The 26,094-nt window shown below is 68.0% G+C and carries 27 protein-coding genes; 15 read left to right on the forward strand and 12 right to left on the reverse strand.

The annotated features are described in order from the left end of the window. The first annotated feature begins 11 nt into the window (after nucleotides 1-11). From A5708_RS22260 to A5708_RS22270, 3 genes are read left to right on the forward strand one after another with little or no spacing between them, the layout of a single operon-like run. Nucleotides 12-1,229, forward strand: coding sequence for an FAD-dependent oxidoreductase (locus A5708_RS22260; protein ID WP_065030698.1), 1,218 nt, complete (start codon nucleotides 12-14; stop codon nucleotides 1,227-1,229). 23 nt (nucleotides 1,230-1,252) lie between these two features. Beyond that, complete coding sequence (locus A5708_RS22265; protein WP_065030699.1) at nucleotides 1,253-1,819, forward strand: DUF4389 domain-containing protein; 567 nt, start codon at nucleotides 1,253-1,255, stop codon at nucleotides 1,817-1,819. Then, nucleotides 1,816-2,439, forward strand: a complete 624-nt coding sequence (locus tag A5708_RS22270; RefSeq protein ID WP_065030700.1) for a class I SAM-dependent methyltransferase — start codon at nucleotides 1,816-1,818, stop codon at nucleotides 2,437-2,439. Before A5708_RS22265 ends, A5708_RS22270 begins: the two co-directional genes overlap by 4 nt. Here A5708_RS22270 and A5708_RS22275 read toward each other — a convergent pair. Both A5708_RS22275 and A5708_RS22280 read right to left on the reverse strand, forming a co-directional pair. Further along, nucleotides 2,426-4,942 carry an FtsX-like permease family protein gene (locus A5708_RS22275; protein ID WP_065030701.1) on the reverse strand — a complete coding sequence of 839 codons (2,517 nt, stop codon included), beginning with the start codon at nucleotides 4,940-4,942 and terminating at the stop codon, nucleotides 2,426-2,428. The two genes, A5708_RS22270 and A5708_RS22275, sit on opposite strands and share 14 nt — an antisense overlap. Then, a complete protein-coding gene (locus tag A5708_RS22280; RefSeq protein WP_065030702.1) occupies nucleotides 4,939-5,634 on the reverse strand; it encodes an ABC transporter ATP-binding protein in 696 nt (231 codons plus the stop codon). Before A5708_RS22280 ends, A5708_RS22275 begins: the two co-directional genes overlap by 4 nt. Nucleotides 5,635-5,713: 79 nt before the next feature. Here A5708_RS22280 and A5708_RS22285 point away from each other — a divergent pair, with 79 nt between their 5' ends. From A5708_RS22285 to A5708_RS22305, 5 genes are read left to right on the forward strand one after another with little or no spacing between them, the layout of a single operon-like run. After that, nucleotides 5,714-7,456, forward strand: a complete 1,743-nt coding sequence (locus A5708_RS22285) for a thiamine pyrophosphate-binding protein (RefSeq protein ID WP_196772716.1) — start codon at nucleotides 5,714-5,716, stop codon at nucleotides 7,454-7,456. After that, entirely contained in the window at nucleotides 7,437-8,084 is a 648-nt protein-coding gene (locus A5708_RS22290) for a hypothetical protein (protein ID WP_065030704.1), read from the forward strand. Before A5708_RS22285 ends, A5708_RS22290 begins: the two co-directional genes overlap by 20 nt. A 7-nt stretch (nucleotides 8,085-8,091) precedes the next feature. Further along, on the forward strand, nucleotides 8,092-9,111 hold the full coding sequence (locus A5708_RS22295) for a 3-oxoacyl-ACP synthase III family protein (RefSeq protein WP_065030705.1): 1,020 nt from the start codon (nucleotides 8,092-8,094) through the stop codon (nucleotides 9,109-9,111). Continuing rightward, complete coding sequence (locus A5708_RS22300; protein ID WP_065030706.1) at nucleotides 9,111-10,172, forward strand: pyridoxal phosphate-dependent aminotransferase; 1,062 nt, start codon at nucleotides 9,111-9,113, stop codon at nucleotides 10,170-10,172. Before A5708_RS22295 ends, A5708_RS22300 begins: the two co-directional genes overlap by 1 nt. Nucleotides 10,173-10,180: 8 nt before the next feature. Then, nucleotides 10,181-10,687 carry a MarR family transcriptional regulator gene (locus tag A5708_RS22305; RefSeq protein ID WP_065030707.1) on the forward strand — a complete coding sequence of 169 codons (507 nt, stop codon included), beginning with the start codon at nucleotides 10,181-10,183 and terminating at the stop codon, nucleotides 10,685-10,687. Between the two features lie 10 nt (nucleotides 10,688-10,697). Here the strand turns inward: A5708_RS22305 and mmsB are convergent, their stop codons facing one another. Genes mmsB through A5708_RS22320 form a run of 3 tightly spaced genes read right to left on the reverse strand, consistent with a single transcriptional unit; the run spans nucleotide 10,698 to nucleotide 14,318 of the window. Continuing rightward, nucleotides 10,698-11,582, reverse strand: coding sequence for a 3-hydroxyisobutyrate dehydrogenase (gene mmsB / locus A5708_RS22310; RefSeq protein ID WP_065030708.1), 885 nt, complete (start codon nucleotides 11,580-11,582; stop codon nucleotides 10,698-10,700). Nucleotides 11,583-11,606: 24 nt separating this feature from the next. Further along, nucleotides 11,607-12,785, reverse strand: coding sequence for an acyl-CoA dehydrogenase family protein (locus tag A5708_RS22315; protein ID WP_065030709.1), 1,179 nt, complete (start codon nucleotides 12,783-12,785; stop codon nucleotides 11,607-11,609). A gap of 12 nt (nucleotides 12,786-12,797) precedes the next feature. Beyond that, nucleotides 12,798-14,318, reverse strand: a complete 1,521-nt coding sequence (locus A5708_RS22320; RefSeq protein WP_065030710.1) for a CoA-acylating methylmalonate-semialdehyde dehydrogenase — start codon at nucleotides 14,316-14,318, stop codon at nucleotides 12,798-12,800. Nucleotides 14,319-14,422: 104 nt separating this feature from the next. On the opposite strand from A5708_RS22320, the gene A5708_RS22325 reads away from it, so the two are divergent. From A5708_RS22325 to A5708_RS27020, 7 genes are read left to right on the forward strand one after another with little or no spacing between them, the layout of a single operon-like run. Then, nucleotides 14,423-15,850 (forward strand): NAD(P)-binding protein, encoded by a 1,428-nt coding sequence (locus A5708_RS22325; RefSeq protein WP_065030711.1) that lies wholly within the window; start codon nucleotides 14,423-14,425, stop codon nucleotides 15,848-15,850. Nucleotides 15,851-15,892: 42 nt separating this feature from the next. After that, nucleotides 15,893-16,444 (forward strand): RNA polymerase sigma factor, encoded by a 552-nt coding sequence (locus tag A5708_RS22330; protein ID WP_065030712.1) that lies wholly within the window; start codon nucleotides 15,893-15,895, stop codon nucleotides 16,442-16,444. Continuing rightward, nucleotides 16,441-17,148 carry a Rieske (2Fe-2S) protein gene (locus tag A5708_RS22335; protein WP_065030713.1) on the forward strand — a complete coding sequence of 236 codons (708 nt, stop codon included), beginning with the start codon at nucleotides 16,441-16,443 and terminating at the stop codon, nucleotides 17,146-17,148. The genes A5708_RS22330 and A5708_RS22335 overlap by 4 nt, the downstream gene beginning before the upstream one ends. Before the next feature lie 30 nt (nucleotides 17,149-17,178). Beyond that, nucleotides 17,179-17,574 (forward strand): cupredoxin domain-containing protein, encoded by a 396-nt coding sequence (locus A5708_RS22340; protein WP_065030714.1) that lies wholly within the window; start codon nucleotides 17,179-17,181, stop codon nucleotides 17,572-17,574. Next, nucleotides 17,574-18,503, forward strand: coding sequence for a metallophosphoesterase family protein (locus tag A5708_RS22345; RefSeq protein WP_065030722.1), 930 nt, complete (start codon nucleotides 17,574-17,576; stop codon nucleotides 18,501-18,503). Before A5708_RS22340 ends, A5708_RS22345 begins: the two co-directional genes overlap by 1 nt. Continuing rightward, nucleotides 18,500-18,892 (forward strand): hypothetical protein, encoded by a 393-nt coding sequence (locus tag A5708_RS22350; protein ID WP_065030715.1) that lies wholly within the window; start codon nucleotides 18,500-18,502, stop codon nucleotides 18,890-18,892. The genes A5708_RS22345 and A5708_RS22350 overlap by 4 nt, the downstream gene beginning before the upstream one ends. Next, on the forward strand, nucleotides 18,893-19,060 hold the full coding sequence (locus A5708_RS27020; RefSeq protein WP_155766137.1) for a hypothetical protein: 168 nt from the start codon (nucleotides 18,893-18,895) through the stop codon (nucleotides 19,058-19,060). 12 nt (nucleotides 19,061-19,072) lie between these two features. Here the strand turns inward: A5708_RS27020 and A5708_RS22355 are convergent, their stop codons facing one another. The 7 genes from A5708_RS22355 to A5708_RS22385 form a co-directional block, all read right to left on the reverse strand. After that, the gene (locus tag A5708_RS22355) at nucleotides 19,073-20,209 is read right to left on the reverse strand and encodes an acyltransferase family protein (RefSeq protein ID WP_065030716.1); all 1,137 of its coding nucleotides are present in this window, start codon (nucleotides 20,207-20,209) and stop codon (nucleotides 19,073-19,075) included. A gap of 62 nt (nucleotides 20,210-20,271) precedes the next feature. Continuing rightward, the gene (locus A5708_RS22360) at nucleotides 20,272-21,396 is read right to left on the reverse strand and encodes an acyltransferase family protein (RefSeq protein ID WP_065030717.1); all 1,125 of its coding nucleotides are present in this window, start codon (nucleotides 21,394-21,396) and stop codon (nucleotides 20,272-20,274) included. Nucleotides 21,397-21,721: 325 nt separating this feature from the next. Continuing rightward, nucleotides 21,722-22,327, reverse strand: coding sequence for a dTDP-4-dehydrorhamnose 3,5-epimerase (gene rfbC, locus A5708_RS22365; RefSeq protein WP_065030718.1), 606 nt, complete (start codon nucleotides 22,325-22,327; stop codon nucleotides 21,722-21,724). A 1-nt stretch (nucleotide 22,328) separates the two neighbouring features. Further along, nucleotides 22,329-23,324 carry a dTDP-glucose 4,6-dehydratase gene (gene rfbB / locus A5708_RS22370; RefSeq protein WP_065030719.1) on the reverse strand — a complete coding sequence of 332 codons (996 nt, stop codon included), beginning with the start codon at nucleotides 23,322-23,324 and terminating at the stop codon, nucleotides 22,329-22,331. A gap of 26 nt (nucleotides 23,325-23,350) precedes the next feature. Beyond that, nucleotides 23,351-24,217: an LLM class F420-dependent oxidoreductase gene (locus tag A5708_RS22375; protein ID WP_065030720.1), complete on the reverse strand. Its 867-nt coding sequence runs from the start codon at nucleotides 24,215-24,217 to the stop codon at nucleotides 23,351-23,353. A 20-nt stretch (nucleotides 24,218-24,237) separates the two neighbouring features. Further along, complete coding sequence (locus tag A5708_RS22380) at nucleotides 24,238-25,086, reverse strand: LLM class F420-dependent oxidoreductase (protein ID WP_065030723.1); 849 nt, start codon at nucleotides 25,084-25,086, stop codon at nucleotides 24,238-24,240. Nucleotides 25,087-25,114: 28 nt separating this feature from the next. After that, the coding region (locus A5708_RS22385; RefSeq protein ID WP_196772717.1) for a sensor histidine kinase at nucleotides 25,115-26,094 on the reverse strand (980 nt) is incomplete at its 5' end.

Consider the following 26,094-nt stretch of genomic DNA (forward strand, 5'->3'; position numbering starts at 1 on the left):
TCGGAGCCAGCGTGTCCGGCTACGCGCGCCCGCTTCGGGTGCTCGTTGTGGGCGGCGGCGTCGCCGGCATCTCCGTTGCCCGTGGATTGCTGCGCGACGGACACGACGTCACCGTGTTCGAGCGACGCCCCGATGTGCGGGCCGCCGGCGGTGCGGTGACCATCTGGTCCAACGGCGATTCGGTCCTGAGCCAGCTGGGTGTCGATATGGACGGTGCCGGCCGCCGGCTGGCCTGCGTCCGGGCCGTGACGTCCTCCGGGCGCAGGCTCGCCACGCTGGACGTGACCGCGATGGCGCGGCGACTGGGCGCACCCGTCCGGATGGTTCCGCGTCGCGTTCTGCTGGACCGGCTGCTGGACGGGTTTCCGGCCGAGCGGATCCGGTGCAACTCCCGGCTTATCGCGTTGGGCGGCACCGGCGACGGCGTCCGCGTCGACTTCGGCGACGGTTCCGCGGCCGAGGGCGACGTGCTGATCGGCGCCGACGGGCTGCACTCGGTGGTGCGCGAATGTGTTGGCGCGCAAGGCGCTCGGCCCACCGGCTGGTGCAGCTGGCAGGGGCTCGCCAGCGTCCCGGAGATCGCGGACTCCGATGCCGCACTCATGATCATCGGTGCGCACGGCAACCTCGGCCTGTGGCCGGCCGGCGGCACCGACGTGCAGTGGTGGTTCGACCTGCCGTGGTCGTACGACTTCGTCAGGCCGCAGCGTCCGATCGAGCTGATCCGGTCACGCTTCTCCGGCTGGTCCGACCCGGTCGATCGGGTGCTCGCGACGTTGACCGACGGCGACCTGGCCCGCTCGCCGTTCCCACATTTTCGGCATCCGATTCCGCGCGCGGGCCGTGGCCCGGTCACATTGCTCGGCGATGCCGCACACACGATGCCGCCCACCCTGGCGCAGGGGACCAACCAGGCCCTGCTCGACACCATGGTGCTGTGCAAGGCGCTGGCGGACCTGCGTCGCGGGACAAATGGCCGCGGCGCCGATGTTTCGCGCGCGCTGCGGTGGTACGAGAAGACCCGGCGCCGCAAAGTCATGGCCGTGTCGTGGGTGGCGTCGCTGCCGGTGTCGCACGGTGAATCCGTGCTGAGGCCGGCCGCACTGATCTCGGACCGGGTGCAAGCCTCGGCGCTGACGACGTTCCTGCGCGTCACGAGTCACCGCCGGATGTCCGCTCAAATCAGCCGAAACTTGGGGGTAGTGGCGAAGATCCCGTCGAGCCCGTGAACGACCCAGCCGATTCCGTAACTGTGCGAGGCGATTTCGACGCGCCCTCCCGCTGGCTGTGGCTGGTGAAGTGGTGCGTGCTGGCCCTGCCGCACTACCCGATTCTGATACTGCTCTACCTGGTGTATCCGCTCTCGACCGTCGCCGCCGGCGTGGCCATCCTGTGCACCGGGCGATATCCGCGGCCGCTCTTCGACTTCAACGTCGGGGTGCTGCGCTGGTCCTGGCGGGTGATGAACTACCGGTTCCCGATGAACAGCACCGACCAATACCCGCCGTTCACCCTCGCGTCTCGGCCCGACTACCCCGGTGATCTCGCGGTCGACTACCCGGAGCGGCTGAACAACTGGGCGGTGCTGGTGAAGTGGCTGCTGGCGATCCCGCAGGTGCTGCTGTGTTGGTCGATGGAGGCACCGCTGCAGGTGCTGTGCATCATCTCCGCGCTGACGTTGTTGTCCACCGGAACGATCCCGCAGGGCATGTTCGATCTGCTCATGGGCATGGTGCGCTGGCGGTACCGGGTGGCGGCCTACGTGTCGTTGATGCGCGACGAATATCCGCCGTTTCGCATGGATTTGGGTGGCCGATGATCCGAAATGTCCTGTTTCCGTACGTCTACCGGTACGGCCAGCCGATCTTCGACCGGTTGTTCTACCACCGGTATCGACGGGCCGCGCTGAGCAACGCGACCGGCAGGCTGTTGATGATCGGCCTCGGGCCCGGGACCGACCTGACGTTTCTGCCCTCCGCGGTGACGTCGGTCGCCGCCGTAGAACCCGACGCGTCATTCCGGCGGATGGCCGCGCGGCTCGCTTTCCGCCGCGGCATCGCGGTCGACATCGTCGAGGGGACCGGTGAGTCGATTCCCTTCCCGGACAACCGTTTCGACTCCGTACATATCGGCCTGGTGTTGTGCTCGGTCGACGACGTGGCCGCCACCCTCGGTGAGATCCGGCGGGTGCTGACGCCCGGGGGCCGGCTCGTCGTCCTCGAGCACGTGCGGGGGGATGGAGCGACGGGCCGATTCCAGGACCTCATCGCCAAGCCGTGGTCGTGGCTGGCCGGTGGCTGTGAGCCGAACCGACGGACCCTCGACGCGATTGCCGCGGCGGGATTCGATACCACCGCGCTGCACAGCATTCCGCGAACGCCGGTGCCCTTCCCGTGCAAACCCCATCTGCAGGGATTCGCCGTCCTCACTCGACGCTGACCGCCTCGATGATGTTGAGCTGGGCCGCCCGTCGTGCCGGAGGCAGGGAACCGAGCAGGCTGATCGCCAGTGCACCGAGCGTGAAGGCGAGCGCCAGCGGACCCAGCCGAAAGCCGACTTCGAAGTTCATCACGTCCCCGCTGATGCGGCTGAACAGCCACTGGTCGGCCAGCCCCAGCGCGAGCCCCAAAACGCCACCGACAACGCCGATTCCGGCCGCCTCGGCCAGGACCATCCGCAATGCGAAGCGCCGGCTGGCACCCATTGCGCGCAGCACACCGATTTCGCGCCTGCGTTCGATCACCGACAGCGTCAGCGTGTTGAGCAGTGCGACCCCGGCCACCGCCACGACGATGACCCACACCGCGTTGGCGATGAACATGCTCTGATGCAGCGGAGCTTCCAGCCCCGCCAGCGCCGTGCGCCCGTCGTACACGTGATTCGGCGCCGGCACCGCCTCGCGGACCGCGGCCAGCAGCCGCTGCCGATTCACCCCGGGCGTCGCGGCGATCTGCAGTGTCGTCGCCGCCGGGCGATCGAACCACGCCCGCAGGTGATCGAGGTCGATCCCGATCGTGCCGATGACGGTCGAGAAGAACGGCACCAGGGCCAGCACGATCGTCTCGCGCGGGCCGTGCGGCGTCTGCAGCCGCAGTTGGTCGCCGGCCCGGACGCGCAGAATCGCACCCAGGTTCTGCGTGAGCACCACGCCCCGGCCGTCGAGCACCTCGGTGCGCAACCGCTCGTCGAGAGCCCGGAAGAGCGCATCGTGGCTGCCGGGGGAGAACCCGTCGAGCAGGACACGGGTGCCGCCGACGACGGCGAACCCGAACGCGCCCTCGGTCACCCGCGCCACACCCGGGAGTGTGCCGACCTTCTCGGAAAGGCCTTGTGGCAGAACGTCGGTGGGGTAACTGTCGGGAGGGTCCGCGCTCACCCAGACGTCGGCGTCGGCGACCGGCGACAAGATGTCCCGCGCCGATCGGATCATGTCGGCGTTCGTACCGGTGATCACGACGGTGGTGAGCACCCCGATGAGGACGGTCATCACCGTCGCCCATACCCGGCGCGGCGCACGCCGGATCGTGGCCGCCGCGAGCGCCCCGACCGATCCGAACAAGCGCGCCGTCGCCGCCGTGGCTTTGACGAGGGGGACGGTGAGCGCGAAGCCCAGGGCGATCTCGGCGCTCAGCAGGGCGGCCATCGCGACGACCGCGTAGCTGCCGCGCTGGCCGGTCACGATCGCCGTCGACGCCGCCAACACCGCGACCGCCCCGACGCCGCAGGCGAGGCGCAGCCAGCGGGGCACCACGTCCGCCGCCGACGCCCCCACCGGGGCCAGTGCCTCGATCGGTGACACCTTGTACACCTGCCGTGCCGCCATCGCCGACGCCGCCACGCTGGTGAGCGCCGTCACCGCCAGCGCCAGCGGTATCGCATAACCAGGCAACCAATACTGCACCCGGGCTTCGAGCCCCTGCGTCACCGCCGGCGGCAGCCGGCCAATCGCGATGTGGCCCGCCACAATTCCCACGCCGGACCCGATGGCTCCGCCGATCAGCCCGAGAATCGCCGCCTCGGCGAGCATGTCGCCGACGATGGTGACGCGCCGGCCGCCAATCGCGCGCAGCATCGAGATGACCGGCCGCCGCTGGGTGATCGCCATCGTCATCGTGGTGTAGATCAAAAACGCGCCGACCACCAACGCGACCGCGGCACCCAGCAGGGCCATGTAGTTCATCAGCCTGACACCGTCGCCGGCCCGGGCCGCCCGGAAGCTGGGGGCGGCGACGATCGCCCGGCCGTGCACGGCGCCGCTGACCGCCGCGCGCACCGCGCCGAGGTCGGCACCGGCCTTCGTGGCGATCAGGATCGAGTCGAGTTGGCCGGTGCGGCCGGTGGCGTTCTGCGCCAAGGCAAGTGGCGCCAGCACGTAGTGCCCGCCGTTGAGGCCGGCGTATTGCTTACCCACGAGCACGTCGGTGACCGTGACCGATGCCGAACCCAGTTGGAATGCCTGGCCTTTCGCATAGCCGACGCCCGGTCCGACCTGAACTCCGGCCGGGGTCGAGGGCGGTGCCTGCGCGGGCTGGGCGCCGCCTTTTGGTAGTGCGTCCTTGAGCGCACCACCCAGAGCGGCGGTGCTCGCATCCGCGCCCAGCAACAGCACCGGCCCCGACGGCGTGGATGCCGACGTCCGGATCATCGGCGCCGCGGTGGCGACGCCCGGGACGGCGGCCACCTCGCCCAGGATCGAGTCGGGGAATCCGGCGTCGGTGATGCCGGATACCTCGAGCGCGGCGACGCCGGCGATCCCGTCGGCCAGCCGGCTGACCGATCCGGTGATCGACCCGAAGATCCCGAACACCGCAACCAGATACGTTGCCGAGACGGCCATTACCGCGATCGACGCGAACGTGCGGCGGCGATGGGTGGCGAGCTCACGCAGGCTGAACACCCGCAGCCTGCTCGCCGTGGCCGTGATCGCGGGCCCGGCTTTCACCCGGCGACCGCCATGACGTCCGAACCGACCCGGCCGTCCTGCAGCGTGATCACCCGATCGGTGGCCGCGGCCGCATCGGAGTTGTGGGTCACCATCACCACCAGCCGGCCCTCACCGTCCTCGTGCGCGACCTCGGCGAGCAGCGCCAAAATCGATGCGCCGGTGGTCGAATCGAGGTTTCCGGTGGGCTCGTCGGCCAGAATCAGCGGCGGGTTCATCATCAGGGCGCGCGCCACCGCGACGCGCTGCATCTGGCCGCCGGACAGCTCCGCCGGCCGGTGCTCGGTCCGGTTGCCGAGCCCGACCCGATCCAGCAGCCGGACGGCGTCCGGTCTGGCGCTGCCCAGCCGGACACCGTCGAGCAGTTTCGGGATCGCCACGTTCTCCCACGCCGACAGGGTCGGCAACAGGTTGAAGAACTGGAAAATGAAACCCACCCGGTGATGACGGAACCGCGACTGTTCTTCGTCGCTGAGGCGGCCGATCTCTTCGCCGTCGAACACGATCGACCCGGAATCGGGCGAATCCAGGGCGCCGAGCAGGTGCAGCAGCGTGCTCTTGCCCGCCCCGGACGGCCCGACGACCGACACGAACTGCCCGTCCGCCAGCCGCAGGCTGACCTCGTCGAGTGCCCGCACCGATTGACCGCCGACCGTGTACTCGCGCACCACGTCGCGAAGTTCGATGGTCATCTAGACACTACGAGGGCGACCGGTAAACGGTTCACGGACGACAATGAACCGACCGGGCTGCTACGTCGTTTCTTCAGGCATGCCCGGCAGGTACCGGGTGGTCGACCACATCGTCGAGCACCTAGCGGCAATCGGAGTCGACCACGTCTTCGGTGTGGACGGCGCCAACATCGAGGACGTGTACGACGCCGCGCACTTTCACCCCGACATCAACGCGGTGCTGGCGAAGCACGAGTTCTCCGCGGCCACCATGGCCGACGGGTACAGCCGGAGCGGGGCCGGCCTGGGAGTGGTCGCCGCGACCTCGGGCGGGGGAGCGCTGAATCTCGTCGCCGGCCTGGGCGAGTCGTTTACGAGCCGGGTCCCGGTGCTGGCGCTGGTCGGCCAGCCCGCCAGCACGATGGACGGCCAGGGCAGCTTCCAGGACACCAGCGGCGCGAACGGATCGCTGAACGCCGAGACGCTGTTCTCGGCGGTATCGGTATTCTGCGAGCGGTTGCGCCGCCCGGCCGACATCGTCTCGGTTCTGCCCCGGGCCATCGCCGCGGCGTTTACCGGCGGCCCGGCGGTGTTGTTGCTGCCCAAGGACATTCAGCAGGCGATTTTCGAATGCAGCCAGAACGGAAAGCCGGTCGAGGGCCTGCGTCCCATCGGCAACCCGGCCCCGATCGCCGAAATGCTGCGCGACGCCAGCGGCCCGGTGACCATCATCGTCGGCGAGCAGGTCGCCCGCGACGACGCCCGCGCCGAGCTCGAAGCCGTGCGCGCGGTGTTGCGGGCGCGGGTGGCCACCGTGCCCGACGCCAAAGACGTCGCCGGCACACCCGGTTTCGGATCGTCGTCTGCGCTCGGGGTGACCGGCGTCATGGGTCACCCGGGTGTGGCTGAAGCGGTGGCCGGCAGCGCCGTGTGCCTGATCGTGGGCACGCGCCTGTCGGTCACCGCGCGCACCGGGCTGGACGACGCTCTGGCGGCGGTGCCTACGGTCTCGCTCGGGTCGGCGCCCCCGTACGTGCCATGCCCGCACGTGCACACCGACGACTTGCGTGGCTCGCTGCAGATGCTGACCCAGGCGCTGTCCGGTCCGGGACGGGCCGCCAAGGTGCGGGTGCCGGGCACGCTGCGGCGGACCGAATTGAAGCCGCCGCCGTGCGCGGGGCCCGGTGTGCGGTACCGCGACGCGATGGCGGTACTGGACGGTGTCCTGCCCGACGGCGCCGACATCGTGGTCGACGCCGGCAACACCGGCGCTGCGGCGATCCACTACCTCCCGGCGCGCTGTGGCGGGAGGTTCGTCGTCGCGCTCGGCATGGGCGGCATGGGCTACAGCTTCGGCGCCGGGATCGGAATGTCGTTGGGGCGCGCCAACAGTGGCCGCCCCCGCGGCCGCACCGTGGTGATCGCCGGTGACGGCGCGTTCTTCATGCACGGTTTGGAGGTGCACACCGCCCTGCAATACCGGCTACCGATGACGTTCGTACTGTTCAACAACAACGCGCACGCCATGTGCGTGACCCGCGAGCAGTTGTTTTACGACGACGTATACAGCTACAACCGTTTTCGTCCCAGCCGGCTCGGCGCCGGTCTGGCGGCGATGTTCCCGAGCCTGACGTCGGTGGACGTCAGCGACACCGATGGGCTTGCCGCGGCGATGCACACCGCACTCGGCATCGACGGGCCGGCGGTGATCAGCGTCGAGTGCGCCGCTGACGAGATCCCGCCGTTCGCCCCCTTCCTCGCGGCGTCTGCCTCGAAAGGCGCTGCTGTGAGCCAGGTTTCATTTGACAAGGAGATTCAGAACAATGTCGCTGCCAGCGCTTGAAGACATCCCCGACCTCATCGAAGGGGTCACCCGCATCGAAACCAGCCCCAGGGAGAAGGCCACGCCGATCATCATGGACATGATGCGCTCGGTGTACCCGCACGATCAGGTCTTCGGGCAGTACTGCACCGTCAACGATTACGTCGACTGTCCGCCCGACGAGTTGTTCGAGTACATGGCCGACACCCGCAGCCTGGAAGAGTGGACCTACAGCCTGCGCGGCTTCACCCCCACGGACGAACCCGGGTTGTGGCTGGCCCACGATCGGCTCGGCTCGGAAACCGAGATCTACACCCGCACCGTCGCCAACGCGCAGGCGCGGACCGTGGATTACCACTGCGCCTGGGATCAGGGCAAGCACCTGTGGATGATCTACCTGATGCGCGTCATCGACGCCCAGATCGTCCTCGACAGACCGGGATCGGTTGTGCTGTGGACCAATTGCCACCACCCGTTCTATGACCACAACCCGTATCCGGAGACCGCGCCCGCCCAGCGGCCGGTATGGGTCGGCGACTTCTGGGACATGTTCGGCGCCGGTCACCTGCTGGAGATGCGCAACCTCAAGGCGATCGCCGAGTACCGCCACCGCAACGGGCTGCCGGTGACGCCGGTATGGATGAGGTGAGTGCGGCATGGGTAAGCCGAGCGTCAGCCTGATCGACGTCACCACGTATCTGCCGGGTGAGCCGATCCCGGCCGACTACTACGCGCAATTCGCCGAATCCGACGACCTGCGTGACAACGTGATGTTTCGCGCCCCGAAGTTTCGCCACCACGTCGCCGCGGACGAGAGTTCCATCGACATGATCGAACGCGCGGCCCGGGGCCTGATCGAGCGGCACGGCCATGACGTGGTCGAGGGCGCCGACGTGCTGATCACCCACACCCAGGTACCCGACATGGCGTTCTACGGCCAAGGCGGTGGCATCGCGCACCGGCTGGGCATGCGGCCGTCCTGGGTGCTCGACCTGAACAACGGCGGCTGCGCGGCATTTGTGTTGGCGCTCAACGTGGCCCGCAAGCTGCTGGCGGCCGGTGAGGGACGCACCGCGCTCATCGCGATCGCGCAGAATGCGGCCGGCCAATTCTTCGATCAACCGACGATTCGCCGAAAGGCGCAGTCGGCGGTGCCCGGCGACGGCGCCGCGGTGGGCCTGGTCACGGTTGGCGAGCAGTCGCCCATCCTGGATGTCGAGTGCCGCACCTTCGGCGAGTACGCGGGCGAGATGACGCTTTCCTACGACCCGCCACGCAAGTGGTGGCAGGCCGGTACCGGCGAGGGCAGCATCGGGTTCACCGAAAGCAAGATCACCAAGGTGCTGGCCCGCGGCAACCGGCAGGTTCCCGAGGTGGCGCTGGCGGTGTGCGATCGAATCGGGCTGGCCGCCAAAGACATCGACCTGCTGGTCACCAACCAGCCGAACCGGGCCTTTCTGCGCAACTGGCGTGACGCGCTCGAATTGCCCGCGCACCGTCATCGCGACACTTTTGATGAGTGCGGCAACCTGTTCGGCGCCGGGATCCCGGTCAACCTGGACCGGGCGATATCCGACGGCCAGCTCGAGGCCGGGCAGGTGGTCATGATGGCGGCGTTCGCGCACGCCGGTGACTTCGCCGGCGCCGCCGCGGTGCGCTGGGGCGGGCGAGGCTGATGCAACCCGCTCCACCGTTGATGTCCGGCGAGATCTGCGATGCCCTGCCCAACGCGGTGGATCCGTTCGCCTTGTCGCTCAACGAGAATCCCTTTCCGCCGCTGCCGGCGGTGCGTTCGGCGTTGATTCGGTCGGTCTGCGCGGTGAACCGGTATCCGGAGTTCCTGCCGGAGCGGTTGCGGCAGGTGATCGCCGCGCATATCGGTGTGCCCGCCGACCGGGTGGTGCTGGGCGCCGGGGCGACGGGGGTCGTGTTGCAGGCCCTGCAGGCATTGACCGCACCGGGGGACACGATGGCGATGGCCTCGCCGACGTTCGACGGTTATCCGATCGTCGCGCAGATGGCGCGGCTGAATCCGTCGCTCGTTCCGCTGGACGAAAGCGGCCACAACGACCTCGACGCACTGGCCGACGCGGCCGCGCAGGCCCGCGTGGTGGTGGTGTGCCGGCCGCACAACCCGACCGGCACCCTGGAGCCCACGGCCGCTGTCCTCCGGTTTCTCCGCCGGGTGCCGCGCGACACCGTCGTGCTGCTCGACGAGGCCTACATCGAGTTCGCCGCCGCCGAGCACCGTTTCGACGTGGCGGCATTGGTCGCGCGATTTCCCAATGTGGTGGTGGTGCGCACCTTCTCCAAAGCCTACGGCCTGGCAGGGCTGCGGATCGGGTACGCGGTGGCCGCGCGCGACCTGGCCGCGACGCTGTGGTCCCAGCAGCTGCCGTTCGGCATCGCGATCACCAGCCTGCTTGCCGTCGCGGCATCCTATGGCGCCGAAGGCGAACTGCTGCGGCGGATTCGGCTGATCACCGCCGAACGCCGCTATCTCCGGATGCACCTGAGCGCGATGGGGATCTACACCACCGACGCCCACGCGAATTTCACGTATCTGCCGTCCAGCGGGTGGCAGTCCCGGCCCTGGCGTGAGGTTTTCGGCGACAGCGGGCCGCGGGTGCGGTATTACGCGGACGGTGGCGCGCGGATCACCGTGGGCGGGCGCGCGTCGACGACGGCGGTGCTGTCGGCGTTGGGAAAGGCCACGCTCGGGCGCCAAGTGCGGTAAGAAGGGGCGTGGCGCAATCACAACCCGAGAAGCGTGATCCGATCGCGGCGGCGCGCGCCAATTGGGAGCGAGCCGGGTGGGGCGACGTGGCACCGGGCATGGTGGCGGTGACCTCGGTGATGCGCGCGCACCAGATCCTGCTGGCCCGCGTCGAGACGGCGCTGCGCCCCTACGACCTGAGCTTCTCGCGATACGAATTGTTGCGGCTGCTGGCCTTCAGCCGGACCGGGGCGCTGCCCATCACCAAGGCCTCCGACCGGTTGCAGGTCCACGTCACCAGCGTGACCCACGCGATCCGGCGGCTGGAGGCCGACGGGCTGGTGCAGCGGGTGCCGCACCCCACCGACGGGCGCACCACGCTGGTGCAGATCACCGAGCTGGGCCGCTCCACGGTCGAGGACGCCACCGTCACCCTCAACAAGCAGGTCTTCGCCGACATCGGGATGACCGACGCCGAATCGCAGGACCTGGCGTCGACGATCGAGACGTTGCGGCGGAACGCCGGCGACTTCTGAAAACAGGGCATCAGCTGCCGCGCAGCATCTCGATCACGGCGCTGAAGTCCTTGTCGGCGTGCTCGGCCGCGAATTCCGCGTAGATCTCGGCGGCGTGTGTACCCAGCGGCGCCGCAGCACCACTGGAGGACACCGCGTCCATCGCCAGGCCGAGGTCCTTGTTCATCAGCGCGGTGGCAAATCCGGGTTTGAAGTCGTTGTTGGCCGGGGACGTCGGGACCGGGCCCGGCACAGGGCAGTTGGTGTGCACCGCCCAGCAGTTGCCGGTCGCCCCGGTGATGACGTCGAACAGGGACTGGGCGGACAACCCGAGCTTCTCGGCCAGGATGAACGCCTCGCCGATCGCGATCTGCTGCACCGCCAGCACCATGTTGTTGCACACCTTGGCGGCCTGTCCGGCTCCGGCCGCGCCGCAGTGAATGATCTTGCCCGCCATGGGTTCCAGTACCGGCCGCGCCCGTAGCAGGGCCTCCTCGTCGCCGCCCACCATGAACGCCAGCGTCCCGGCGACCGCGCCCTTCACCCCGCCCGAAACGGGGGCATCCAGCTGCGCGACGCCGCTCGATTCGGCCAGCGCGTGCACGTCGCGGGCATCGTTGACCGAGATCGTGGAGCTGTCGATGAACAGCGCGCCGGGCCGCGCGGCGGGCAGGATCTCCTCGTAGCAGCGCTTGACCAGGTCCCCGTTGGGCAGCATGGTGATCACCACGTCCGACCCGGCCACCGCGTCGGTGGCGCTGTCGAATCCGGTGACGCCGGCCTCGGCCGCCGCGGACAGCGCCGCGGGTACGGGATCGAATCCGCGCACCGCATGTTGGGCCGCAACGAGATTGGTCGCCATGGGCCCGCCCATGTGGCCCAGGCCCAGGAAGGCCACCGTCAGGTGCTCGGTCATCTGGAGACCTTTCTATGTAGTTGTCTATGCGGTAGCGCGGACCCGTGCGGCTTCGGCCCGGCCGATGACCACCCGCATGATTTCGTTGGTGCCTTCCAGGATTCGGTGCACCCGCAGGTCGCGGACGATCTTTTCCAGACCATACTCGCGCAGGTAGCCGTAGCCACCGTGCAGCTGCAGGGCTTTGTCGGCGACCTCGAAGCAGGTGTCGGTGACGTAGCGCTTGGCCATCGCACACAACTCGACCTTGTCGGGATCGTCAGCGTCGAGCGCGTTGGCCGCCCGCCACAACATCATTCGCGATGTTTCGAGGCCGGTGGCCATGTCGGCCAGGGTGAACCGGATGGTCGGCTCGTCGAGCAGGGACGATCCGAAAGCCTGGCGATCGCGAACATAGGCACCGGCCTTGTCCGCGGCGGCCTGGGCGCCGCCGAGTGAGCACGCGGCGATGTTGAGCCGACCGCCGTTGAGCCCGTTCATCGCGATGCCGAATCCGGTGCCCTCGCCGTCGGCGCCGCCCAGCATCGCGTCGGCCGGCACCCGGACCCCCTCCAGGATCACCTGCGCGGTGGGTTGGGCGTGCCAGCCCATCTTCTCCTCGAGCGAGCCGAAACTCAGCCCCGCGGCGCCCTTTTCGACCACGAAGGCCGAGATGCCGCGCGGTCCCTCGCTACCCGTCCTGGCCATCACCACGTAGACGTCCGAGGCGCCCGCGCCGGAGATGAACTGCTTGACGCCGTCCAGCACGTAGTCTGCATTTTTTTCGGGGCCCTGCCTGACCGCGCGGGTGCTCAGCGCGCTGGCGTCGGACCCGGCGCCCGGCTCGGTGAGGCAGTAGCTGGCGATGACGTCCATCGACGCCAGCCGCGGGACCCAGTCCTTGCGCTGCTCGGCGGTGCCGAAGGTGTCGATCATCCACGCGCACATGTTGTGAATGGACAGGAACGCGGCGGTGGTGGGGTCGGCGATGGCCAGCTGCTCGAAGATGCGGACACCGTCGAGCCGGCGCAGTCCGCTGCCGCCGACGTCCTCGCGGCAGTAGATCGCCGCCATGCCGAGCTCGGCCGATTCGCGCAGCACGTCGACCGGGAAATGTTTGGCCGCATCCCATTCCAGGGCGAACGGGGCGAGGCGCTTGGCGGCGAACGCGGCGGCGGTCTCGGTGATCACCCGTTCGTCCTCGTTGAGGGTAAATGAAGCCATAAAGCAGCGCACCTAATCCATTGTGGGAATGACGAATTCGGCGCCATCCTTGATGCCGGACGGCCAGCGGGACGTCACGGTCTTGGTCTTTGTGTAGAACATGATCGACGACGGGCCGTGCTGGTTGAGGTCGCCGAACCCGGACCGCTTCCAGCCGCCGAAGGTGTGGTAGGCCACCGGCACCGGGATCGGCACGTTGACACCGACCATGCCGACCTGCACGCGGGAGACGAAGTCGCGGGCCGCGTCGCCGTCGCGGGTGAATACCGCGACGCCGTTGCCGTATTCGTGTTCGGACGGCAGTCGCAGCGCCTCCTCGTAATCGTGCGCGCGCACGATGCACAACACCGGCCCGAAGATCTCGTCGGTGTAGATCGACATGTCCGGGGTGACGTGGTCGAACAAGGTGGGGCCGATGAAGAAGCCGCCTTCGAGGTTGGCGTCACCGAAAGCCAGGTCGTCGCTGGCCCGTTCGCGGCCGTCGATGACCAACTCGGCTCCCGCGTCCACCCCCTGGGCGATGTAGTCGCGCACCCGCGCCACGGCGGCGTCGGTCACCAGCGGACCGTAGTCGGCCTTGGGGTCCAGGCTGTGGCCCACGCGCAGGTTGTTGATCCGTTCGATGAGCCGGGCGCGCAGCCGGTCGGCGGTCTGGTCACCGACCGGGACCGCCACGCTGATCGCCATGCAGCGCTCGCCGGCGCTGCCGTACCCGGCGCCGATCAGGGCGTCGACGGCCTGGTCCAGGTCGGCGTCGGGCATCACGATCATGTGGTTCTTGGCGCCGCCGAAGCACTGCGAGCGCTTGCCGGTGGCCGCGGCCCCGGCGTAGATGTACTGGGCGATGTCGGAGCTGCCGACGAACCCGACCGCCTGGATGTCGGGGTGGTTCAGGATGGCGTCGACGGCCTCCTTGTCGCCGTGCACGACCTGGAACACGCCCGGCGGCAGCCCCGCCTCCAAGAAGAGCTCGGCCAGCCGCACCGGCACCGACGGGTCCCGCTCGCTGGGCTTGAGCACGAACGCGTTACCGCAGGCCAGCGCCGGGCCGGCCTTCCACAGCGGGATCATCGCCGGGAAGTTGAACGGGGTGATGCCGGCGACGACGCCCAGCGGCTGGCGCAGCGAGTAGACGTCGATGCCCGGGCCGGCGCCCTCGCTGTATTCGCCCTTGAGCAGGTGCGGGATGCCGATGCAGAACTCGATGACCTCGATGCCGCGCTGGATGTCACCCTTGGCGTCGGCCAGTGTCTTGCCGTGCTCGCGCGACAGCAGCTCGGCCAGCTCGTCGTTGTGTTTGTTGACCAGCTCGATGAAGCGCATCATCACCCGCGCGCGTCGCTGCGGATTTGTTGCGGCCCAACCCTTTTGGGCCTCGACGGCTGATGCCACCGCGGCATCGATGTCGGCCTGGCCGGCCATGGGCACCGTCGCCTGAACACCCCCGGTGCTGGGGTCGAAGACGTCAGCGCTGCGGCCGGACTGGCCGGCGGTGCGCTGCCCATCGATGAAGTGCGGAATCTGTGTGGTCATGGGGCCCTCGAGTGTGGTTGACGGGCGTAAAGCGGATACTTGCATATCCTAGTAACCCTGTTCGACCCTTGGCAAGGTGGGTGCGGGGCTAGCCTGACAGCTGTATGCACACCATCGAGGCCGACTACCTGGTAGTCGGCGCGGGCGCCATGGGCATGGCGTTCATCGACACGCTGGTCGCCGAGACGGAGGCCCGCGTGGTGGTGGTGGATCGCCACCATGCGCCCGGTGGGCACTGGACCATGGCCTACCCGTTTGTGCGGCTGCATCAGCCCTCGGCGTTCTACGGCGTCAACTCGTCACGGCTGGGCCGCGACACTATCGACCAAGTGGGTTGGAACCGCGGCCTTTACGAACTGGCGACCGCCGGCGAGATCTGCGCGTACTACGCGGGCATCATGCGCCGGGAGTGGTTGCCGACCGGCCGGGTCGGCTATTTCCCGATGAGCGAATACCTCGGCCAAAGCTGTGGTGAAGGCCGGTTTCGCACGCTGGCCGGCGCCGACCACACCGTCCGCGTGACGGGCCGCGTCGTCGACGCCACTTACATGCGGGTCACCGTTCCGGCCATGCGGCGCCCGCCCTACGAAGTCGCCGAAGGCATCCGATGCGTGCCGCCCAACGACCTGCCCCGGTGCGGCGCGCACGAGCGCTACGTGATCGTCGGGGCCGGCAAGACCGGCATCGACACCTGCCTGTGGCTGCTGGGTCACGGTGTCGGGCCGGACCGGCTGACCTGGATCATGCCCCGCGACTCCTGGCTGCTGGACCGCGAAACGATGCAGCCCGGCGCGTTGTTCGCCGACAAGATCAAGGCCAGCTTCACCGCACAGCTGCGCGCGATCAACGACGCGGCCACGGTGCACGATCTGTTCACGCGTCTCGAGGATGCCGGCGTGCTGTTGCGGATCGACCCCGCGGTCCGGCCCGCCATGTACCGCTGCGCGACGGTCACCCGGCTCGAACTCGAGCAGTTGCGCCGCATCACCGACGTGGTGCGCCTGGGCCACCTGCTGGCCATCGAGCCGGGCAGGATGGTCCTGGACGGCGGTGCCGTCGCGCTCGGCGGCGACGAGCTGTTCATCGATTGCACCGCGGATGGCGCCGAAAAGCGGCCCGCTACAACCATTTTCGGTCCCGGGCGCATCACCCTGCAGAGCGTGCGCGGCTGCCAGCAGATCTTCAGTTCCGCGCTGATCGCGCACGTCGAAGCCGCCTATTGTGACGACGCCGTGAAAAACGAGCTGTGTGTGCCCCTGCCGCATCCGGACACCGACGTCGACTGGTTGCGGCTGGCGCTGGCCGACTACAGCAACCAGCTGCGTTGGTTCGATGACCCGGAGTTGATGTCCTGGTTGTCCGCGGCGCGCCTGGACCTGTTCGGCCATCTGATCGGACACCTGTTGCCGTCGGCGTCGGCGAAGCCCCGGGTGCGGATGCGGATCCTGGGCATCGCCAAGTCCGTCTTCTCCGCCACCGCGACCAAGCTCGACCGGCTGATGGCCGCCGAAGCCGCACTCGCGGCGCCCTGACCCGTGTAACCCGAGTCGATATTCATCGGGTGAAGGAGGCATGTGGCGGCAAGAAACGAACCCGTCGGCCCGCGACCCCTGCGCGCGGTGCCCGACAGTGGCGATGATGCCGGCTACCCGAACTGGGAAGCCGTCTACTCCGACAATGTGACCTGGGTGTACCGCACGCTGTTCGCGCGCGTCGGCAATCAGACCGACGCCGAAGACCTCACCGCCGAGGTCTTCCTCGCCGCGCTGCGGCCGCTGCGGCTGACCGCGAGCGTCGCCGAGGTGCGCGCGTACCTGCGGGCGACTGCCAGGACGGTGCTGGCCGCGCACTGGCGCGAGACGCTGGGCCGGGAGATAACCTCGATCGAGGACATCGAACAACCAGCCGAGAGCCAGGACGCGATTAGCACCGCGCCGCAGCGTGTTGCCCGGGTTCTGGACAACCTGCCGGACCGCTACCGCCAGATCCTGGAATCGCGCTTCCTGCAGGGCAATTCGATCAAGGAGTCAGCCGCGGAACTCGGGATCAGCGTGGTCAATGCCAAAGTGCTCCAGCACCGCGCCCTGCGGCTGGCGGCGCAGGTCAACGATGGGGGCCAGCCATGAATGCGCGAGGGCTGCGACGCTATGTCGACGATCTGCTGCGGGGGCGCCGGCCCAGGCCGTTCGCGCCCGACGAGTTCGAGGCGGCGCAACTGCGCACGGCCATCGAGCTGCGCGCCGCCCGCGACGGTGGTGACGCGCCGCGCCAGGAATTCGTCACCGACCTGCACCGGCGTATCGGCGAGCAGATGTCCGGCGCGCCAACGGAACCGCCGCAGGCGCGCGGCAGCACGCGCCGTCAGGTCATCGTCGGCACGTCGGCCGCCGCCACCGCCGCGGTCGCCGCGGTGTCCGTCGATCGCACGCTGATCGCGGGACGAACCGGCGACGGTCGGGCCCCCGAGGTTGCCGCCGGGCAACTCGCGCCCAACGAGGGCAGTTGGCAGCGCGTCGCGGCCGGCTCGGACGTGCCCGACGGCGCGACGCGCGCCTTCGACCTCGGCTCGGTCACCGGATTCGTCCGCCGCGTCGACGGCAAGATCCAGGCGATCTCCGGGGTGTGCACCCATCAGGGCTGCAAGCTGTGGTTCGACGCACCCGACGACACGCTGCGCTGCCCCTGCCACACCACGTCGTTCTCGCCCAGCGGACAGGTGCTCACCCACCAGCTGCCGATCGCGCCAAAGCCATTGCCCGCATTGATGGTTCGTGAGGTCAACGGGGTCATCGAGGTATTCGCACCGCCGCGTACCGAGCAGCCGGCCTGAGTGGTGTAACCCACCGCCCTATCTCTGGGCATGGATATACCCCTGCTTCGAAGGCAGCCGGCGACCGTGGCGGCCGTGGGTGTGCTGCTGTTGGCCGGTTGCTCCCAGTCACGGCCGGTGGCGACCACCGCCGCGCCCACTACCGGAGTGTCGATTACCGCGCCGGCGGCGCCGGTGCGCGGCGACCAGGTCACCATCGACGGTTTCGCGTTCGCGCCGGTGACCCTGACCGTGCCCGCCGGGACCACGGTCACGTGGACCAACCGCGACGAAGAACCCCACACGGTGGCCGCCAGCGACGGCTCGTTTCACTCACCCGGGATGGGAACCGGAGCCACATTCACCCACACCTTCCCCACCGCAGGGACTTTCGACTACGTCTGCTCGATCCACCCGATGATGCGTGGCACCGTGGTGGTGACGTGATGAGTGCCGAGGCGAACGCCATGACCCGCCGCCAGCTCATCCGGCACACCGCATGGTTCGGAGCGGCGGTCGGATTCGCCGTGACCGGCGGCGAGGTCATCTCGCATGTCGCGGGCCAGGCGAAGGCGCAGCACGCGGCGGGCCGGCCCGCCCTGCGGTTCGCCCAGATCAGCGACAGCCATATCGGTTTCACCGGGGCGCCCAACCCGGACGTCGCCGGAACGTTTCGCCACGCGATCGATCAGGTCAACAACCTCGGGTACACACCGGATTTCGTCATCCACACCGGAGACCTCACCCACCTGTCCAGCCCGGAGCAGTTCGACCAGGTGAAGCAGATGATGACCGGGCTCAAGACTCCGCATGTGTTCACCGTGCCGGGGGAGCACGACTCGATCGACGACGCGGGTCAAAAGTACCGAAACACGTTCGGCGCCGGGTCCGTTGGCGACGGGTGGTACAGCCTGGACATCGCCGGCGTGCACCTGATCGCGTTGGTCAACACGTTGAACCTGCGCAAGCTCGGTCATCTGGGCGCCGACCAGCTGGAGTTCGTCAAGAAGGATGTCGCGCGTCTTTCCAGCGATACCCCCATCATCGTGTTCAGCCACATCCCGCTGTTCGCGATGTACCCGCAATGGGGCTGGGGCACCGACGACGCCACCCAGGCGCTGAGCTATCTAAGGCGGTTCTCCTCGGTCACATGCCTCAACGGCCACGTCCACCAACTGTTCTCCAAGACCGAGGACAACGTCACGTTCTACAGCGGAACCACCACCGCGTACCCGCTGCCGCGACCGGGTGACGGTCCCGCGCCCAAGCCGGTCACGCTGCCGGCCGGCAGGCTGCGCGATGCGCTGGGCATCCGCGAGGTCAGCTACACCAAGGGAGAGGCCGCCCTGGCCTTGAAGGAGACCGCACTGCAATGACTTTGACGAGCATCTCGGTCCGGCTAGGCCTGGCCGCCTCGTTGATCATCAGCGCCGCCAGCCACGCCTACCTCTATGTGCATGGCTACCAACATATTCCGGATATCGGTCCCGCATTCATGGCCCAGGCCAGCCTTTCGTTCGCGATCGCGCTACTGATCCTCGTCGGCGGTCCCGCGTGGCTGCGCTGGGCCGGTGCCGCGGTGGCGGCCGGCTCCCTGGTCGCGTTCGTGTTGTCGCGCACCGTCGGCCTGTCCGGCTTCTTAGAACGGGGCTGGGAACCGGCACCGTACGCGGCCGTCAGCGTGGCGGCCGAGGTGGCCACCGTTGTGCTGTGGGGGCTTGGTGCACGCTTTCGGCTTCGAAGGAACCAGACCACTTTCGTTTGAGTGACCGCGAAATCAGGTGACACCGGCGGCGACGCCGGGATCGTCGACGTCGCCCTCGGACGCCCTCACGCCGGTTTCTTCCCGGGCGGCAGCGTGGCTGCCGTCGCGACGATCGAGAACACGTTCGGATGCAGCCAGGTGAGCCCGCAAATGGTGAGCAACTGCTGAATCGGAAAGGCGCTAGGCGGTGCCCGGGGCCTCCGGAGCCGGCTGGTCGGCCCGGGCGTCGGCGGTGCTGACAGGTCCGGGTACGTCGGAGCTGGACGCGACGGGAGCCGACCACTTGATCCGAAGCCGGCGCTTGAGGGACATCGAGGGTTTCTCGATGAGGAACCAGCTCACCGCGGCAAGCGGCAGGGTGGTCGCCACCGCCACGAGAAAGAACAGCACCGGGTGCAGGCGCGTCGCAAGCCCACTGACGGCCAGCAATTGCTGGGCCGGGAACGCGTAGATGTAGACGCCGTAGGACAGATCGGTGCGCAGCCTCAACCGTTCGCTCTTCAGTAGCGAGCCCGACACGATGACGGCGTAGGCCAGCGGAAGCGCGCCGACCACCCGGTAATCGGGCAGCACCGCGGCCGCCGCCACGATGACGATGCAGACGGCGACGAGCGACCATCGGGCCGGGATGACGTCGCGCCACTGGTACATGACGGCTCCGGCAGCGAACATGATGGCCGAGCGCACCGCAAGCTGCGGAATGGTCCAAACCCCGGGGAAGGTCAGGGGCGGCACGACCAACGCCGCCAGCGTTGCCACCACCAGAACCGCGGGGGATATCCAGCGGCGATTAGCCAGTCCCGCCACACCGATCGCGGCAACGAAGAGGTAGCACAACAGTTCCCAGATCAACGACCACATGGAGCCGTTCCAGGCGGGTCCACCCGGCACGCCGTGCAGCGTGCCGTCGATGGTGGGCTGCAGATAAGCGATCGCACTGTTTTTCACGACGTACACCAGCGGTGCGGTGGACGCGAGCAGCTTGGTGGCCGAACCGCCTTGGATCACCATGCTGAGCGGGGCGAAGACGAATGCGGTCACGAGCAGGCAGATGTAGAAACCGGGCAGGATGCGCAGCGCGCGGGCGGTGAGATAGTCGCGCAGTCGTGGGTCGGTGAGCCAGCTCCGGGTGATGAGGAAGCCCGAGATCGCGAAGAATCCGTCGACACCTACCGAGAAGAAAAGCTGCAGGGTCGCCTTCGGGGGCATATGGCCGGTGATAGGCCACGAGTGGAAGAGCATCACCTCGGCCGCCAGCGCCAACCGAAGTGCGTTGAGCGCGTTTCTTCGCGGATCGAATACCTGCCCTAGTTTCATCCAGCCTCCGCCCCCTGCACACCACTCGTCACCGGCGCCATCGTACGGGCCCGCGATCGTGGCTAGGCGGCACCGGGGACCTCCGGCGGCATCGCCATCGCCGCTTGCTCGCGCGAGTCGGCAGATCTCCGTTTCAGTCGCGCCTTGAGCGACCTCGCCGGCTTTTCCACCAGGAACCAGCTCGCCGCGGCCAGCGGCAGGGTGGCCAGCGCCACGGTCAGGCAGAACACGATCGGATTCAGGCTGAGCAACCCGAGGACCGCCAGCAGCTGTTGAGTCGGATACGCATAGATGTACATGCCGTAGGACAGGTCGGTGCGCAACCTCAATCGCTTGTTGTGCAACAGGGACCCGGAAACGATGACGGCGTAGGCCAGCGGCACGGCGGCGACCACCCGGTAGTCGGGCAGCTGGCCGGCCACCAGCACGATGACCACGCTCACCGCGACCAGCGACCAGCGGGCGGGAATCACGTCGCGCCACTGATACAGCAGCGCTCCGGCGGCGAACATGATCGCGGCCCGGCAGGCCAGGAAGATGATGACGACGCCCACGTTGCCGGTCGGCTTGTTGAACACCTCGGGGAAGGTGACCGGGGGCATCATGGAGGCCCCGATGGCGGCCACCACCAATATCGCCGGGGAGACCCACCGGCGGTTGGCCAGTCCGGCCAGGCCGATGGCGGCGACGACCAGATAGCACATCACTTCCCAGAACAGTGACCACAGCGAAGCGTTCCAGATGCCCGCATTGGGGATGTTGAACGGAGTGCCGCCCACGTCGGGCTTGAGCCACAAGACCGCGATGTTTTTCAGGACGTATTCGAACGGCGCGAACGAGAACAGCAGTTTGGTCGGCGAACCGCCCTGGATCGCCACACTGAGCGGGGCGAACACGAAGGCCGTCACGATCATGCAGACGTAGAAGCCGGGCAGGATGCGCAGGGCCCGGGCGGCGAGGTAGGCGCGCAGCTTCGGGTTACTCAGCCAGCTCGCGGTGATGAGGAAGCCCGAGATCGCGAAAAACCCGTCCACCCCCACGGAGAGCAGGAGCTGCAGAACGGCCCGCAGCGAGGGCAGATGGCCACGAACCGGGTAGGTGTGCCAGAAGATGACCTCCGCCGCGAGCGCCAACCGCCATGCGTTCAGTGCGTTGCTTCGCGGATCGAAAACCTGCCCCAGCTTCATCGGCGTCCCCCGCCACCCGCATCGGGCGTCATCGGCATCATCGGCGCAATCTTAGCGCCCTCGAAGAGAGAAAAGGGCCCGTTCACGCTATCCGACGGATCAGGCGACCGCAAACGCAGCGCTAGTTTATACGTGTCTAACGAGGTGGTGGGGCGGCCGGCGCCTTTTTGCACGCGGTGAGTCCAACAGTGTTGCGGGATAAAGCACATCGCGGTGGTGGGCCGACGAGTGCGCCGGGCAATCCGTGAATGTCGCCGATGCGGTACCGGCTGCCCAGCCAATTGCCCTGGCTAACAGTGTGTCTGGCTACGCCGATCTTGCGACGTCAGCCGCGCATACCGTCGATGAATGCCGTTGTCTCGTCCCAGGTGGGCAGCAAGCCGGAGGCGCGCACTTCCTCGAGGCTGGGCGCCGCCGCATCGCGGTCGGACAAGTTGGGCGGCGCGCCGTCCACCAGCGGCCAATCGATGCCCAGCGCCGGATCGGTTGCGCAGATCGTGTGTTCGCGCTCCGGGTTGTATTCCGCCGAACACAGATACATCACCGTCGAATTGTCTTGCAGCGCCAGGAAGCCATGGCCCAGGCCTTCGGAAAGGTAGATCGTCCGGTGATCGGTGTCGTCGAGCAGCACCGAATCCCATTGCCCGAACGTCGGCGAACCCACCCGGATGTCGACGACGACGTCGAACACCGAACCGCGAACGCAGGTCACGTACTTGGCCTGGCTCGGCGGCACCTGGGCGAAATGCAGTCCGCGCAACACCCCGGCCGATGACACCGAGCAATTGGCCTGCCGGACGTCCAGGCGATGACCGGCGAAGGAGCGGAAACCCTTGTCGGTGAGCCATTCGAAGAAATGGCCGCGCGAGTCGCCGTGCACTTTAGGGGTGATCTCCCAGGCGCCGGGAACTTTCAGTTCGCGAACTTCCATGCTACTGCCCACGCTCTTCGTAGCGGGCTTCCGAGGCGTCTTTCAAAGGACGCCACCACGATTCGTTTGCGCGATACCAGTCAATGGTGGCACGCAGACCCTCCTCGAAGTCGGTATGCTTTGGCGCCCAACATAATTCGTCATACAGCGTCGACGGGTCGATGGCGTAACGCAAATCGTGGCCGACGCGATCGGTGACGTGGTCGAAATCGTCGGGCTCGCGGCCCATCATCTGCAGCAGCGTGCGCAGCACGGTCAGGTTGTCGCGCTCGCCTTCGGAGCTGATCAGGTAGGTGCGTCCGATCTCGCCCTTGTCCAGGATGCGCCGGACCGCGCTGTTGTGGTCGTCGACGTGAATCCAGTCGCGGACGTTGGCGCCGGCGCCGTACAGCTTGGGCCGCCGGCCGGTGAGCACGTTGGTGATCTGGCGCGGGATGAATTTCTCGACGTGCTGATACGGCCCGTAATTGTTGGAGCAGTTCGAGATCGTCGCGCGCACCCCATGCGAGCGCACCCAGGCGCGCACCAGCATGTCGGCGGCGGCCTTGGTCGCCGAATACGGGCTGGACGGGTTGTAGGGCGTTGCCTCGGTGAACCGCTGCGGATCGTCGAGCTCCAGGTCGCCGTAGACCTCGTCGGTCGAGATGTGGTGCAGCCGCACGCCGTAACGTCGCACTGCCTCGAGAATGGTGAAGGTGCCGACCACGTTGGTGTGCAGGAACGGCTCGGGGCTGTCCAGCGCGTTGTCGACGTGGCTCTCCGCCGCGAAATGCACCACCGCATCGGATTCGGCGACCAGCCGCGACACCAGCTCGGCGTCGGTGATGTCACCGACCACCAGCTCTATCGAGTCCTCGACGTCGGCCAGTGACTCGCGCCGACCCGCATAGGTCATCGCGTCGAGCACCGTCACGGAGTCCTCGGGGTGTTCGCGGACCGTGCTGTGCACAAAGTTGGCGCCGATGAATCCTGCGCCGCCGGTGACCAGTAACCGCATGCCCAAACCCTAACGGAGCCGATCGGTCAGTTTGCGCGAGTTAGCCCCAGAGGTCCGGTCAATTCACTTAGCGCAGGTAGCAGCGTTTCTTTGTCGTGGCCGCCCAGCACCTGGATCGCCACGTGATCGGCTCCGGCCTCCAGATGTTCACCCAACCGCCGCGCGATGTCCTCCGGGGTGCCATAGGCGACCACCGCGTCGATCAGCCTGTCGCTGCCGGGCTTGTGCACGTCGGCTTCGGTGAACCCCAGCCGCAGCCAGTTGTTCACGTAGTTGCTCAGGCCCAGGTAGTGCTCGACCGTCTGACGCCCGATCGCGCGCGCCTTCTCCGCGTCGGTGGTGAGCACCACCTTGTGTTCGGGCGCCAAATACACTGCACCGCCCAGCAAATCGCGCGCCTTGGCGGTGTGTTCCGGCGTGGTCAGGTAGGGATGCGCACCCGCGGCGCGCTGCGCGGCGAGGCCCAGCACCCGCGGCCCGAGTGCGGCGAGCACCCGCCGGCTGGTCGGCACCAGGGCCGCGTCGAGTTCGTCGAGGTAGGAGACCAGGGCGTCGTACGGCTTCACATATTCGCCGGTGTGCTCCCGGTGGCCCACGCCGACACCCAGCAAAAACCTTCCCGGATGGCCTGATTCGATCCGGTGAAAGGACTCGGCGACGGCCGGGGCGGGCGCCGACCAGATGTTGACGATCCCGGTGGCCAGCTGCAGCGACGTCGTGGCCGCCAGGGCCGGGTCGACCCAGGACAGATCGGCATCCGGTGATCCGCCGATCCAGGCGGCGCCGTAGCCCAGCGATTCGATGCCCGCGGCCAATTCGGGGGAGATCGACCGGGTGGGCAACCACACGCCGAACCGGCCCAGCTCGGGCTTGAGCGAAACTTCCTCGGTCATCTGGCTCCCCCTACGGCGTGTCAGGACTGCTTCAACCCCAGTGGCCCGGCCAGTTCGGCCAGCGCCGAGACCAGGTTTTCATCCTTCGTCAAAACCTGCACGGGGACGTGATCGGCGCCGGCGTCGAGGTGTTCGGAGAGCCGCGCCGCGATCTGGTCCACGGTGCCATACGCCACCACCGCGTCCACCAGACGGTCGCTGCCCGGCCGGGTGACCTCCTCCTCGGTGAAACCCAGCCGCTTCCAGTTGTTTCGGTAGTTGGCGAGGTTGAAATAGACATCGAGGGCCTTGCGTCCGACCGCGCGCGCCTTCTCGGCGTCGGTGGTCAGGATCGCCTTGTGCTCGGGCGCCAGGAACGCCGACGGCCCGATGAGTTCGCGGGCCTTCGCGGTGTGTTCCGGGGTGGTCAGGTAGGGGTGCGCCCCGGCCGAGCGTTCGGCGGACAGCTTGAGCACGCGCGGGCCCAGCGCCGCCACCACCCGGCGGTTGGCGGGTACGCCGTAGTCATCGAGCTGCTTGAGGTAATCGGTGAGCGCGTCGTAGGGCTTGCGGTACTCGGTGTGCGCCTCGGGATGGCCGACGCCGATGCCCAGCAGGAAGCGGCCGGGGTAGGCCTTGTCGATGCGGTGGAAGGATTCGGCCACCGGCTTGGCGGCCGCGGTCCAGATGTTGACGATGCCGGTGCCCACCTGCAGCGTCGTGGTCGCCTCCAGCAGGGGCTCGACCCAGGCCAGCTCGGCGGGTGGTGAACCGCCGACCCAGACGGCGCCGTAGCCCAGCGCTTCGATGTCCCCGGCCTGTTCGGGTGTGACGCCGCGTCCGAACGATCCGAACCGGCCGAGATCGGGTTTGCCCGCTGCATCGGTCATGGTGTTCCCAACCTGCGCCCGGTGAAAGCTATTCCGGGTCGGCCACATCCTCATCGGCATCGTCGAGAACGGCACCGGCGACGCCGGCGGCGGGCGGCTCCAGCGGCAGCAGCACGATGAACCGGGTGTCGCCGGGCCGCGATTCCACCCGCAGGTCCCCGCGATGCTTCTTCACCACGATGTTGAACGCCAGGTCCAGACCCAGCCCGGTGCCCTCGCCGAAGGGCTTGGTGGTGAAGAACGGCTCGAAGATGTGCTCGCGCACGTCCTCGGGTATCCCCGGCCCGGTGTCGCAGATTTCGATGCGGGCCAGCTTCTCGCCTTCCCGGCAGGTGCGGATGGTCAGCGTGCCCCCGGTGTCGCGCATCGCGGCGATCGCATTGTCGATGATGTTGGTCCACACCTGATTGAGATCACCTGGGTAGCAAGGGATTTCGGGCAAAGTCTGGTCGAACTCCTTGACCACCGTGACGGCGGGCTGGGTGCCGGCGTCTTTGCCCGCGTCCTTGGTCAATCGGTCGGCGAACATCACCAGCGTGCTGCGCAGCAGATCGTGCACGTTCGTCACCTGGAACGGGGCCCGATCCAGCTGCGAATACTGCTTGGCGTCGGCGACCAGCGCCGAAATCCGTTTGCTCGCTTCGAGAATCTGGTTCATCAGCAGTTCGCTCTCGATGGTGTAGTTGATCCATCGGATCGCCTGCTCCAGCGACGTCGACGCGAGCTCCTGGCTGACCGCGGAAATCCGCTCCAGCCAATCGGTGTCGATGCCGCCCTCGACGAACGTCGGCGCGATGTCCCACCCGCCGTCGATGCCGTGGTCGTCCAGCCAGTCGCCGACGGCGTCCTCGCGGTCGGAGGTCTCCAGCGCGCTGAGATGTTGTGAGGCCGACTTGGCGACCTGTTCGGCGACCCGCTCCTGCAGCTGCACCAGCGCGCTCAGCGCCTCGGGGGTGATGGTGCCGTCGGCGAGCATCGCCAGCTTGTGGCGCATGTTGGCCACGCGTT

It is taken from the genome of Mycobacterium colombiense, from assembly GCF_001672755.1.
Classification (GTDB): domain Bacteria; phylum Actinomycetota; class Actinomycetes; order Mycobacteriales; family Mycobacteriaceae; genus Mycobacterium; species Mycobacterium colombiense_C.